7 protein-coding genes and 1 pseudogene are annotated in these 13,887 nt (G+C 61.7%); 4 read left to right on the top strand and 4 right to left on the bottom strand.

Annotated elements, in window-relative coordinates:
- Positions 1–118: 118 nt before the first annotated feature.
- The 4 genes from HDE79_RS10740 (at position 119) to HDE79_RS10755 (ending at position 6,945) form a co-directional block, all read left to right on the top strand.
- Positions 119–3,148 (top strand): TonB-dependent receptor, encoded by a 3,030-nt coding sequence (locus HDE79_RS10740; protein ID WP_184601955.1) that lies wholly within the window; start codon positions 119–121, stop codon positions 3,146–3,148.
- 195 nt (positions 3,149–3,343) lie between these two features.
- Positions 3,344–3,631 (top strand): hypothetical protein, encoded by a 288-nt coding sequence (locus tag HDE79_RS10745; RefSeq protein WP_184601956.1) that lies wholly within the window; start codon positions 3,344–3,346, stop codon positions 3,629–3,631.
- A complete protein-coding gene (locus tag HDE79_RS10750) occupies positions 3,619–5,223 on the top strand; it encodes a family 20 glycosylhydrolase (RefSeq protein WP_184601957.1) in 1,605 nt (534 codons plus the stop codon). Before HDE79_RS10745 ends, HDE79_RS10750 begins: the two co-directional genes overlap by 13 nt.
- A gap of 51 nt (positions 5,224–5,274) precedes the next feature.
- Positions 5,275–6,945, top strand: coding sequence for an alpha-L-fucosidase (locus tag HDE79_RS10755; protein WP_184601958.1), 1,671 nt, complete (start codon positions 5,275–5,277; stop codon positions 6,943–6,945).
- Between the two features lie 74 nt (positions 6,946–7,019).
- Here HDE79_RS10755 and HDE79_RS10760 read toward each other — a convergent pair whose 3' ends face one another.
- From HDE79_RS10760 to fusA, 4 genes and pseudogenes are all read right to left on the bottom strand, one after another.
- On the bottom strand, positions 7,020–9,443 hold the full coding sequence (locus tag HDE79_RS10760) for a GH92 family glycosyl hydrolase (RefSeq protein WP_184601959.1): 2,424 nt from the start codon (positions 9,441–9,443) through the stop codon (positions 7,020–7,022).
- Positions 9,444–9,479: 36 nt separating this feature from the next.
- Positions 9,480–9,626 (bottom strand): annotated as a pseudogene (locus tag HDE79_RS10765) (glycoside hydrolase family 125 protein); the annotation flags it as partial.
- A gap of 397 nt (positions 9,627–10,023) precedes the next feature.
- Positions 10,024–11,409, bottom strand: a complete 1,386-nt coding sequence (locus tag HDE79_RS10770; RefSeq protein ID WP_184601960.1) for a M20/M25/M40 family metallo-hydrolase — start codon at positions 11,407–11,409, stop codon at positions 10,024–10,026.
- 157 nt (positions 11,410–11,566) lie between these two features.
- Entirely contained in the window at positions 11,567–13,696 is a 2,130-nt protein-coding gene (gene fusA, locus HDE79_RS10775; RefSeq protein WP_184601961.1) for an elongation factor G, read from the bottom strand.
- Positions 13,697–13,887 lie beyond the last annotated feature (191 nt).

Consider the following 13,887-nt stretch of genomic DNA (forward strand, 5'->3'; position numbering starts at 1 on the left):
CATGCGGTGAGGGGCAAACGGCAGTGTCGTCAGCTTGGTGGCGGTGTCAAAGCGGCTGTGCTGATTCGAGAATCGGTGTCAGCAAACACTATGGGGTTTCGCGAGAGGGGTCTAACTTATGAACAATATCCGTTGTTGTCGCAGTGCACTCGCCAGCGCATTGGCGCTGGCGCTTTGCGCTCCGCATGTTTACGCGCAAGCAGTCGGGTCGTCGTCGAACGACGCCCAGGCCACACCACAAAATACGCCTGCCAGCAGCAGTCAGTCTGCCGAGTCAGATGCGGCGAAAAAGAAGGCGGTTGCACTGAGTACGGTCACGGTCACCGGTTCGATGATCCCGCGCGTGGAAATCGAGGGGCCCGCTCCCGTGGTCAGCGTCACCGGCGAGCAGATCAAGCAGCAGGGCTTCACCACGCTGTGGGAATTCCTGGATTCGCTGCCGCAGGTGGGCCAGCAGACACAGGACCCGGCCGCTTGGGGTTCCACCTCGGTCAATGCGCGCTCGGTCAACCTGCGCGGACTGGGTCCTGGCTTCAGCCTGCTGATGATCGACGGGCATCGCGTGGTGGATTACCCGCAGCCGCTGAGCGCGCAGAGCAACTTCCAGAACTACAACAACCTACCCACCGGCATGATCGACCATGTCGAAATCCTGGCCTCCGGCGCCTCGTCGATCTACGGCTCGGAAGCGGTGGCGGGCGTGGTCAACGTGATCCTGAAGAAGAACTATCAGGGTGACGAACTGCAGGTGACCGGCGGTGGCGCCACGCGCGGTGGCCGCGCGTATGGTGACGTCAACTTCTTCGGTGGCAGGTCCGGTGACAATTGGCACATCCTCTACAACGCGGAGAAGTCTAACCGCACGGCGTTGTGGGGTAGTGATCGCCCTTATCAAGACTCGGTGTCCGATGCGGGATACGGTGCCTGGGGCCCGGCTGACCGCATGTTCGGCTACCAGTACGACGCGTCTGGCGCCATCGCCCTCTCCGCGATGAACGGCAATGGCCAGTACCTCACGCCGCCGACGGGCACCTGCTCGAAGTTCACCAACTCGCAGTTGAGCCAGTCGCATACCGTCACCACCAATGGCACCCAGATCGCCAGCGTGACCAACAATGGTTACTACTGCTCGCAGCCCGCTCTGTTTCAGAACTGGGTGCTGACACCCGGCAGCCGCAGCAACAACGGTTACGTGTCTGGCGAGTACGACTTCAGCGACGGTTTGCAGCTTTACGGCTCGGCAGCCCTGTATGACTCGGTGGGGTACTCCAACACCCAGCTAAACGAATTCGGCACGGGCCAGTTCTATGACCAGACCACGGGGCAGGTCATCAGTCAGGCCGTCCGCCAGTTGACCGAGCAGGAAATCGGCACGGCAGCCAATACCCACGACCGCGAGCAGAACTGGAACCTCCAGGCCGGCCTGCGCGGCACCATGTTCGATGGCGACTTCAACTGGGACTTGAACCTCAATACCCAGAAGTACACCGTGCGCGAGGACTACACGGCCTACGACGGCGAGGCCATGAACAACTTCTTCCTCGGCAAGCAGTTGGGCACCACCAGCGCCGGCTTGCCCATTTACGCCATGAACTGGCAGCAGTGGTGGAACCCCATCACGCCACAGCAATACAGCCAGTTCGCGGCCAATGGCGAGAACACCTCGTCGTCGTGGTTGGACCAGGCGCAGTTCCGCATCAACGGTGACCTGTTCAAGTTGCCGTGGGTGAACGAGCCGGTGGGTTGGGCGGCGGTGCTCGAAGCCGCGCACAACGGCTTCCTGCTGTCGCCCGATCCGCGTGGGGCCAATGCCGCGACGTTCATGAACCCGTTCGAGGAGTACAACACCGGTGGCGGCACCCGCCAGCGCTTCTCGTTCGGCACCGAGTTCCGCGTGCCGGTGCTGGATACGGTGACCTGGACCATCTCCGGTCGTCTGGACAAGTACAACGACGCCAGCCGCGCCGACGTGGCCCGTACCTGGGGCTCCGGCCTCGAGTGGCGCCCGATCGAAAGTCTGCTGGTTCGCGGCAGCTACGGCACCAACTTCAAGGCGCCGGACATGCAGGCGGTCTATCAGACCGGCTCCACTGAGCCGCAGGGTAATTACATCGACCCCTTGCAGTGCATCGACGCCATCAAGGCCGGCCAGACCAACAGCACGTGGTGCAACCTGGTGCAGCGCTCCCCCTCGCAGTACTACAACCTGATCACGGGCGGCAGCCGCTTGTTGCTGCCGCAGACCGGCCACTCCTGGACCTACGGTTTCGTGTGGCAGGTCCCGGGCGTGGAGGGCCTCTCGCTGTCTACCGACTACTGGCATATGGGCGTAGACAACGCCATCCAGTACCTCAGCCAAAGCCAGGTGCTGATCGACGAGGCTGGCTGCCTTACCGGCGAGCAGGCTAACGGTACATCCAGTTTGTCACCGTATACGGCGCACGTGCCGGGTTCGGCGTATTGCAGCATGGTGACCCAGATGGTTCAGCGCAATGCGGCTGGCCAGATCACCTCGGTGGAGTCCGGACCGATCAACGAGGCTTCGCTTTACGTGAGCGGCATCGATGCCTCGCTGGACTACAAACTACACACCGAGGATCACGGTGACTTCCGCGCCGGCATCAACTACACCGACAACCTCGCGTACAAGCAGCGTGTGCTGGCTTCCGACCCGCTGCAAAACACCCGCTATCAGAATGTGGCGAGCAGGGTCACGTGGATCGGCGACTGGAGCAAGGGCAACTGGAACGTGTCGATCTCCGGTGTGCGCGATGGCAGCATGCGCGCCCAAAACTATCAAGGCTGCAATGTGCTGCCCAATGGCATCCAGCCGAGCATGGTTACTGTGGCCAATGGCAGCGAGTCGATTCCTACCGGTGTTTGCCAGGTGACACTCAATGGCACCCCGACCGACGTTGCCGACACCATGTACTTGGGCAGGACGCCGGTGTGGATCACCTGGAACACCTCGATTGGCTGGCAGATCAACCCGGATACCAAGTTGAAGTTCACCGTGTCCAACATCTTCAACAAGGTCTCGTCGATCCCGTACTACGCCGGTGGTTTCGAGTTCGTCACGACGGGGCAGACCGCCAGTGAATACAACGGTCGCGAATTTTTCCTGACGTTTGATTACAAGCTCGACTGATTCATGTGGAGCAGGGCGAGCCCGGTCAGCGCCGGGCTCGCTGCTTTGGCCGATGGCGGCACGCCAGTCTGTAGACATGTCGACAGGTCAGATCCAGGCTGAATGCAGCCGCGATTTCATGCCGAGCCAGCGCACGCTGGGCCACGAAGTGGCCGCAATGTCGCCTGGGCTGGGCAGTTTGCAAGAGGAGCACCCATGGCCTGCATGGATAAATTTTTGCCGACGACGGTGCTGGCGATCGGTTTGTCGATCGTGCCGGGATGGTCGTCTGCCTTGGTGGCATCGGCCGTCAATGCCAGCACGACAACGGACCATGGTGTGGCCATGGTCGACCCGGCCCTGGTCCGGCCAGCGGGTACGCCGTATGTGGTGCCGTTGTTTGACGCCGCGTTTGGCAGCGCAGGTGCGCCGCGCAGCATGGACAGCCAGCCGCATCGGCTGGATAGCGTGGCCCGACTGGATGGTTCGCCATGGTATCCATGATATCGGGCGGCCGCTGGGGCTTGGGGCGAGGTAGTTGGTGGACGAGTGCCGCGTGGGTGATGCTGCTGATCGGCATGGTCGCGAATGTCGGTGCGGCCATTGCGGCATCGAATCCTGCTCCGCTGGTGATTCCCAGCCTGCAGCATTGGCATGGCGGCGATGGATATTGGCGCCGGCATCCAGCCAGTATCGTCTGGGTAGATCCAGCTGGGGGTCAGCCGCTGCACGTGCTCGGCCGGCGACTTGCTGATGAATTTGGTCAGCTGACCGGGCAGCCGCTGCGGGTTCGCTCAGGTACGGGAAGTAGGCCTGGCGATATCGTCTTGCGGCTGGTGGCTGCAGACGCTACGGGATCCGGCGCGTTCGGCGATGAAGGATATGCGCTTGATCTGGGCGACTCGATTCAGATCCGGGCGCATGCCTTGGCCGGTGCCTTCTATGCAACGCGTACGATACTGCAGATGCTCGTTGTCCAGGGGCATGCAAGCGGTCGGGCCGCAACCCTTCCCAAGGGTGCCGTGGTGGACACACCGCGCTATCGCGAGCGCTCGGTGATGTTTGACGTGGGCCGAAAATTCGCCGACAAGCGTTTTCTGGAGGCCTATCTGCGCTTCATGGGCTGGTACAAGCTCAATACCTTGCATCTGCATCTGAATGATCAGGTGAAAAATCAAGCGGGCGATGCCTGGCAGATTCGGGCTTTCCGGCTGAAGAGTGATCGTTCGGAATTCCGCGGGCTGATTCCGGCAGATGGCCTGTATTACACCCGCCAGGACTGGGACGAGCTGGAGGCTGTAGCGGCCGCCAACGCCGTCACTATCGTGCCGGAAATCGATACCCCAGGTCATGCGGGTGCACTGGTCGCAGCACAGCCTCAATGGGGCTATGCCGGTGATTCGCCGCCCGGGGGCACGCTGGACCCGACCCGACCGCAAACGCTGAGCTATGTGGAAGCGGTTTTCGCCGAGTTCTTGCCGTGGTTCCACTCGCCGTTGATTCATATCGGTGGCGACGAGGTCAATGTGAACAAGGGCGGCGTCAGCGTGGCCAGCCAGATCAGCTACATCAATCAGCTGGGGCGCTATCTGCAACAGCAGGGCAAGCAGGTCGAGGTATGGGGCGACGCCAGCTTTGCGGCTGGACTGGATAAATCGTTTCGGATCCAGCGCTGGATCAATTGGGGCGATGAGTCGAGCATCGACTGGGGCAAGCTCGGTTTCGAATGGACGGAGTCCTATGGCGATTGGTACATCGTGCCTTTCGGACCAGCCTACTTCCATCCCGACGGGCTGCGTGGCGATCAGCTGTATGCCGGCTGGGCCAGTCATCTGCCTGTGGCAGCGGACACGGCGGCCAGACTGAGTGGTGGTCAGATCAGCGTGTGGAATGACCAGGGGCAGCGCGATTACACCTACGCCGACACGGTTCACGATTTGCTGAAAGACGCCATCCCCGCCGCGGGTCAGTTGTTCTGGAGTGGGACGGCCTACGACAGCATGGGCAGGCCGTTGGATTACCCCTCACTCCGGCCGAGTATCAACAAATTGCAATATGGGCCTGGTCATTCTTTGTTTCCCGGTGATCCGCTTTAGGCGATGACCACGTGCAGTCGCCGACCGATCGGTTGGTGGCAAGGAGATCTGATGAGCATCCGTTCAAACGCCAGATTGGCCGTCTTGTGGTTGGCTCTGGTCGGCTTGACATGCATCGTCCCGGCGCCGGCATTTGCGGAGGATCCGGCCAGTGCTGCCAGCGTAACGCCACCCGATGCCGCCACCATTGAACGGCAGTGGATAGCCGCCAATAGCAAATTCGATGGTGTTCGTACGGCGATCCTGAAGCAGGTCGATGCTGCCGTTGCGCAAGGACCGTTCGAACCCGATTGGGTCAGCTTGGTCCATTACACGACGCCCCTGTGGTACCGCGATGCCAAGTTCGGCATCTTCGTCCATTGGGGGGTGTATTCGGTGCCGGCATTCAAGGGAGAGTGGTATCCACGGCATATGTATGAACGGACCGGCGAGAATTCGGATCGCTACCGCTATCAGCTGGCCCATTACGGCACGATGCCTGAAAAAGGCTACAAGGATCTGATTCCGCTGTTCAAGGCGGAGCACTTCGATCCCGATGCCTGGGCACGTTTGTTCAAACAGGCGGGTGCCCGTTATGTGGTGCCGGTGGCCGAACATCATGATGGTTTCGCAATGTATGACTCCAGACTCAGCGACTGGACGGCGGCCAAAATGGGCCCGCACCGCGATGTGATCGGAGCATTGGCCAAGTCGATTCGGGCGCAGGGGATGTATCTGGGCCTGTCGTCGCATCGTGCCGAGCATGACTGGTTCTATGAATACGGCCGCAGCTTCAATTCGGATGTGAACGATCCGCGTTATGCCGCGTTGTACGGGCCGGCGCACGCCATGCGTGCGTTCAAGGCCGATGGCAAAGATGTCGACGGAACCGTGGTATCACAGGCATTTCTGGATGACTGGCTGGCACGCACAGCGGAATTTGTGCAGGACTATCACCCCGACCTGCTGTACTTCGACTGGTGGATCGGCCAGGCCAGTTTTCGCAATCAGCTGACCCGGTTGACGGCTTTTTACTACGACCAGGCGGCGGCACGTGGGCAGCAGGTGGTGCTGAACTACAAATCCGATGCGCTGCCAGATGGTGCCGCCACACTCAATATCGAGCGCGGTGAGTTGGGTGATATCCGTCGCCAGCCCTGGCAAACCGAAACCTCGGTCAGCGATGATTCCTGGGGTTATGCCGAAGGCGACATCTACAAGAGCCCGGATGTCATCGTCCACCTGCTGATTGATGTGGTCAGCAAGAATGGCAACTTGCTGTTGAATATCGGACCCAAGGCGGACGGTAGCATTCCGCCCGAGGCGCGCTCGATCTTGCTGGCGCTTGGGCAGTGGCTGCGGGCGAATGGCGAGGCGATCTACGCCAGCCGGCCCTGGACCCATTTTGGCGAAGGCCCGACCAAGGTGGCAACGGGCTCGATGCAGGACACCAAGACCAAGCCGTATACGGCCCAGGACTTCCGTTTTACGACTCATGCCGGCGTGTTGTATGCGATCGAACTGGGTTGGCCTGATGATCGCAAGGCCTTGATTGCTTCGCTGCCGGCGAGCCTGCCGGTGCGGACGGTGACCTTGCTGGATGGCCATCGCAAGCTTGCTTTCAACCAGGATCAACAAGGCTTGTACCTGCAGCTTCCCGCCCAGCCGGCGGGACTGCATGCCTATGCCTACCGGATCGAACTGAGCCAGTCGCTGCCGGCAGAGGCGGGTTCGGCACTCTGACGGGATGCGGCAATCAGGCTAACGTAGCGGTTGGGGTCGCGCTGGAGTCGTCCAGCCCAACCGCTGGCATAATTTCAGACGGCTGTTTGCCCGAACGATGGCGGGCGATGTGCCGGATCGCTGCCAAAGGCGTGGTTGGGTTGCGCGCCCATCTCGAATTCGAGATGCCCACCTTGGACCAGGGTGGCGTGGCTGATCCAGTTCTGCGGATATGCGCGGCCATTCAGTCGTACTGACTGGACGTATACATTCCTGCTGCTGTTGCCATGGGCTTCGATCAGCAGTTGCCGCCCACCTTGCAGGGTGATCAGTGCACGCGATACCTGCGGACTGCCGAACACATAATCGCCGCTCACCGGGTCCACCGGGTAAAAGCCGAGCGCGCTGAGGATCAACCATGCGGAGATCTGCCCGCAATCGTCGTTGCCCGCTTCGCCATCGGGTTTGTCGTCATACATGGTCTCTAGCAGGCTTCGCACACGCGCCTGGGTTTTCCAGGGCTGGCCGGCGTAGGCATAGAGATAGCTCACGTGGTGGCTGGGTTCGTTGCCATGGGCGTACTGACCCACCATGCCGGCGATATCGGGCGGCGCATCCGCCGGCAGTTGCGAGCTGATGCTGAACAGCTGGTCGAGCTTGTCGACAAAGGTCTGCTCACTGCCGAACATAGCCATGTAGTGATAGATGTCGTGCTGGTTCAGGAAGGTCGCTTCCCAGGCGTTGGATTCAGTGAAATCACGCCACTGGCTGGAATGTCCCATGGCCCGCGGATCGAATGGGGCAGCCCACTGCCCATCGGCAAGTCGAGGCTTGACGAAGTTGTCGGCCTGGTCGAAAACGTGTTGGTAGTTGCGTGAACGCGCCAGCAGCCGTTGATGGTCGTCATCGGCGCCGGCCGTTTTGGCCAGTTGCGCCATGGCCCAGTCGTCGTAGGCGTATTCCAGTGTTTTGCTGGCCGACTCTGCTTCCTTGTCGGCAGGGACATAACCTTGCTGGCGATATAGATCGAGTCCTTGATAGGCATCATCCATGGCACGCTTGCGCCATAACGGCCACGCTTTGGCAAAGTCGATGCCGTTGAATTTCTTGGCCTGCGCTTCAGCCAGCACGACCGCCGAGTGGTAGCCGATCATGCAGCCGGTTTCGTGTCCTTGCAGCGGCCATACCGGTACCCCAGCCGGGCTTTGCTCGGCCATCCGGATCAAGGAGTTGGCCAGGTCCGGCACCCGCTCCGGCTGGATCAGGGTCAACAGCGGCATCTCGGCACGATAGATGTCCCAGAGCGAGAATTCGGTGTAATTCTCGGCGCCTTGCGGCAGCTGATGGACGGCCATATCCATGCCGCGATACTGGCCATCGACATCGGAGAACAGGGTCGGCACGATCAGGCTGTGATACATCGCGGTATAGAACATCCGGCGATGGCGCTCGTCGGCGAGCTGGACCTGGATCTTGCCCAGTTCGCGCTCCCAGGCCTGGAGTGCGGCCTGGCGGGTGGTGTCGAAATCCCAGCCCGGTAGTTCGCTGTCGAGATTGCGCAAGGCACCTTCCGGGCTGACGGCGGAAATACCTACCTTGACCACGATGGTCTCGCCCGCATGGGTATCGAAATGCAGGGCGCACTGGATCGATTTGGACTGGGCCTGGGTCGCATCGCTGCCCTGCGGCTGCTCTGTGGTGAACAGCTGGTGGCGGGTGAAGGGGCGCGATACCTGCATGGCGAAATAAATATGCCGTCCGGAGGCCCATTCATCGACCCGGCGGCCGCCGAGCAAAGTATCGTTGCCAACGATCTTCAGCTGACTGTCGATGATGCGGGTCGGTACGTCAGGGTTGTCCTGCATGCCATGTTGCAGATCCACGAGCAGGTGGCTGTGGGCACTGGCGGGGAAGGTATAGCGATGCAGCCCCACCCGGCGGGTAGCGGTCAGTTCGGCGGTCACTTGGCGGTCGCGCAAATGCACCCGGTAGTAGCCGGGTTCGGCCATCTCGTCGGCGCGGGTGAATGCGGCCCGGTAGCCGGGGGTATGGCCATAGACCGGCGCGGTCCGCGGCGCGGCAGCGTTCTCATGCACGGGATCGAAACGCGAGTGATACAGCTGGATCGCCGGGTCGGGGTCGCCTGGTTTGGTCTGCACGGGGCCGACGCCAGGCATCACCAGCACATCCAGCATGTCGCCGACCCCGGTGCCGCTCAGATGGGTATGCGAAAACCCCATGATCGAGCCATCGCCGCGGTGGTAGCCCGAGCTGGAATCCCAGATGGCGTTATAGGTATCCGGACTCAGCTGAACCATGCCGAAGGGCACCGTGGCACCAGGAAAGGTATGTCCATGCCCGCCAGTGCCAATAAAGACATCCACATGGCGGGTGCACTTGGCCTGCGCCAGGGGCGGCGTGGTGAACGAGCTGGTGGTCTGGGCCAGTGAACGCTGGATGGCCAGCGGCAAGCTGCTGGCCAGCAGGGCGTGTTGCAAGAAACGGCGGCGGCTGATCATGCGTGGCGAATCTCTCGGGGTGGATCTGGGGAAGGTCTACAGTGAGGCGAGCAGGCGCGGCCGTTCGCGGGCCAACTTCAGAATCAGCTCGCCGAACAGGCTGTTGGCCCAGGCAAACCAGGGTCGGGTGTAGTGGCTGGGGTCGTCCTGGTCGAAGGATTCATGCATGAACCCGATGCCGGCCAGTCGAAGCGCATCGCGGCGACTGATCATCGGCCTGCGTCGGCGCGGCCCGCCAAGGCCGGAGGATAACCTGGCGACGTCATGGCAGCGGCCTTGCACGGGCGGTATGCGGGACAATGCGGAAAATACATCGACGACCTCTTGCGCTGACGTAGTGCCATCGACACTAACATCAGATGATAACGTTATCAATTTGTGCTTGTGGGTATTTCAGCGGGCTGAAAACCCCGGCCAGAGGTGCCACGGAAGTGCTTTAAAGCGGCCGAACGCCAATCACCAAAATCAGCCTGGTCCCCGGCACCGTCAGCTGGCAGCGCCGTACCGACCCGCTGGGTCGATACGGCGACGGAGTCCATAGAAGTGCGTGCTGCGGTGGCGGCAGGAGGCGAGCCCGGCGCTATTTCGCCAGCCGGGTCAGTACGCCGTACCAGAAATCGAGTGCGCCTTCGACTTCGCTGCTGCGCAATTTTTCGTTGAGGCCGTGGGCGAAGCTGTCGTTGGGCTTGGCGAACATCGGATTGACGCCGTAGCTGGGCACGCCGGCGTTACGGAAATACATGCTGTCCGAAGCGCCGGCATCCATGCCGGGGACCACTTCGAGGCCGGGGAAGCGCTGGTGCAACGTCTCCGTCACCGCTGCCATTACATTGGTCGGAATCGGCGAAGCCGGGCTTTCCACCGGCGTCGGCGGCTGCACGCTGATGCTGACCTTGGCGTCGTTGATGACCTTGGCCAGGGTCTGTTGCACCGAGGCGATGCTGTCGCCGGGGAAGATACGGCAATTGATATTTGCGGTGGCCCGCTGGGGCAGGGCGTTGAGGGCATGGCCGGCGCTGAGCATGGTGGCGACGCAAGTGGTGCGCAGTTGGCCGACATAGGCGGGGTCGGCCGAAATAGTGGCGGCGGCTTTGGCATCGTCCGGGTGGGCGGAAAACTGCTGCATGGCCTGCCCCAGCGGGCCGGGCGTATGCGCGCCCAGCGCCTGCAGCGAGGCCAGGGTGATCGAGTTGGTCTGCACCGGGAAGGCGTAGCCCTGAATCTGCTTCAAGGCGCTGGCCAGGGTGTAGATCGCGTTGTCGGGGATCGGTTTGCTGGAGTGGCCGCCGGGTGAGGTCACCGTCAGCTGGAAATCGGCATAGGCTTTTTCCGCCGCCTGGATCTCGTAGACCACCGGCTTGCCATCGGCGCCATAGGTGCCGCCGCCGGAGTCGCCATTGAGCAGAAAGGCGGCATCGTGATAGCGCTTGGCCAGTTCACGGGTGGTGGCCATTTCGGTTTCCTCGTCACCGGAGGCGACGAGGATCAGCTCGTGGCTGGGTACGAAGCCCTCGCGTTTCAGTCGCATCAGGGTTTCGACCAAGGTGACCAAGGAGGTTTTCATGTCGGCGGTGCCGCGGCCGTAGAGATAACCGTTTTGCTGGATCAGCTTGAACGGATCGCGGACCCAGTCGGCGCGATGCGCGGCAACCACGTCCATATGTCCGGACAACAGGATCGGCTTGGCATGGCCGTTGCCACGGTAGTGGACCACCAGTGCGGCCGTCTCGCCGACCGGGATGATCTGGATGTCGGTCGCCGCGAACCCTGCCGATTCCAGTCGGATGGCCAGATAACGCGCCAGTACCGGCACCTGGCCATTGCCCTCGAAAGTGGGCGTCTCGATCGCCTGTTGCAGCATCTGCATGGTTTCAGGCAGGGCCTGGGCCGTCGTTTCGGCGCTGACCGATACGGCGCTGGTGGCCAGGGCGGTGGCCAGGCAGCTGCGGAGTAGAAAACGAGACATGGATGATCCCCAGATCAACATCGACGAAGCCCCGAGTGTCGGCGATGCCGGCGGGGTATGCCAGCGGCACGGAGCCCACCCCGGATATGCCAAGGCCCCGGTGGTTACCCACAGGGGCCTTGGCCAGTAAAGCAGTCGGTGTTTTAGGCCGGATCGCTTACTTCGCTTCCTTCTCCATCAGCTTCTCGACCATGCTGGCTGGCACTTCTTCGTAATGATCGAAGATCATGGTGAAGGTGCCGCGGCCGCTGGTGGCCGAACGCAGGAAGTTGATGTAGCCGAACATTTCGGACAGCGGCACGAAGCCCTGGACGAAGGCCGATACACCCTTGTGGCCCTGGTCGGAGATGCTGCCGCGACGACGGTTGATGTCGCCGATGACGTCGCCGAGGTAAGTCGCTTCGGTGACCACTTCCAGGCTCATGATCGGCTCGAGCAGCTTCGGCTTGGACAGCTTCTGCGCCTCACGGAAGCAGGCGCGGCCGGCGATTTCAAAGGCCAGAGCCGAGGAGTCGACGTCGTGGTACTTGCCGTCGATCAGGCGTGCCTTGAAGTCCAGCACTTCGTAGCCGGCGACCTGGCCCTGGCGCGACTCGACTTCGATCGCGTGCTGCACAGCCGGGATGTATTCGCGCGGGATGCGGCCACCGACCACTTCGTCGGAGAACACGACGCCCGTGCCGGACTCGCCTGGCTCGAAGATGATCTTCACTTCGGCAAACTGGCCCGAACCGCCGGACTGCTTCTTGTGGGTGTAGGTGTGCTCGACGGTCTTGCCGAACGCCTCGCGGAAGCTGACCTTGGGTTTGCCCATGTTGGCATCCACACCCAGCTCGGTGCGCATGCGGTCGAGGGTGATTTCCAAATGCAGCTCGCCCATGCCCTTGAGCACGGTCTGGCCGGTTTCCTTGTCCACTTCCATGCGCAGCGACGGATCGGCCTTGACCATCTTGTAGAGCGCGGTGGACATCTTGTCGACGTCGTTGCGGGTCTTCGGCTCGACCGACACGCTGATCACGGGATCCGGGAAGCGCATGCGCTCCAGCAGCGCCGGGTGCGCCGGATCGCTCAGCGAGTCGCCTGTCTCGGTGTCCTTCATCGAGACGAATGCGCAGATGTCGCCAGCACGCACTTCGTCGATTTCCTTGGTCGCGTTGGCCTGCACTTCCACGATGCGGCCCACGCGCTCTTTCTTGCCACGGGTGACGTTCTGCAGGGTGTCGCCCTTCTTGATCACGCCCGAGTAGACGCGGCAGAAGGTCAGGGTGCCGAACTGGTCGTTGATGACCTTGAACGCCAGCGCGCGTGCCGGTGCGTCGTCGCGTACTTCCTGCTCGCCGATGATGTTGCCGTCCTCGTCGACCATCGAGATACCGCCGTTCTCGCCCGGGTAGGGCATGTAGTCGACCACGGCGTCCAGCAGCTGCTGCACGCCCTTGTTCTTGTACGACGAACCGCAGAATACCGGTACCAGCTTGCCGGTGACGCAACCCTTGCGGATGCATTCCTTCAGCTTTTTCGGATCGTGCTCACCGGTCTCGATCAGCTTTTCGAACGCGTCGTCGTCCATCGCCAGCGCGGTTTCCAGCATTTCCTCGCGCAGCTTGGGCAACTGGTCGATCCAGTCGTTGTCGACGGTGGAACCGAACTTCAGGCGGGCTTTGGCTTCCTCGAAGGAAACGGTTTCCCAGGTGCTGTCCTTGTCATCGGAGGCCCAGATATAGGCCACGTTGGCGACCAGGTCGGCCATGCCGCAGAACTCGTCGCTGCTGCCCAGTGGAATCTGGCAGAGCAGGGCCGGTGCGCCGAGGCGCTCGCGAATGCCCTTGACGCAATGGGCGAAGCTGGCGCCGATGCGGTCCATCTTGTTGACGTAGCAGACGCGCGGCACGTTGTACTGGTCAGCCAGGCGCCAGTTGGTTTCGGTCTGCGGTTCCACGCCGGCGACGCCGTCGAAGACCACCACGGCGCCGTCAAGCACGCGCAGCGAACGGTTCACTTCGATGGTGAAGTCCACGTGTCCCGGGGTGTCGATCACGTTGATCTGGTGACCCTTCCACTCGGTCGACACGGCAGCCGACTGGATGGTGATACCGCGCTTGCGCTCTTGCTCGAGATAATCGGTCGTGGTCGAGCCCTTGCCGTCCTTGGTGTCATGCACGTCGACGATCTGGTGCTTTTTGCCGGTGTAGTACAGAACACGCTCGGTGGTCGTGGTCTTGCCCGCATCGATATGCGCAATGATGCCGATGTTGCGATAAAGGGTGAGTGGTTTGTTTCTGGCCATGACCTGGGTTCCGAAAATATCAAGCGTGGTTGGATGGGTAATCGTTGGACAAGCTAAAGGGTCGATCTGCGGGACGCCCAAGGCTGCCCACGTTGCGGCCGCGCTTCACATGGTGTGCCTCGAATCGGGTCCGAAAGGCATCAACCGTGAAGGCCGGCAGCGGCTAACTCCTGATTTTAGCGTGTTTCCGG

The sequence above is a fragment of the Rhodanobacter sp. MP1X3 genome, assembly GCF_014207165.1.
GTDB lineage: Bacteria > Pseudomonadota > Gammaproteobacteria > Xanthomonadales > Rhodanobacteraceae > Rhodanobacter.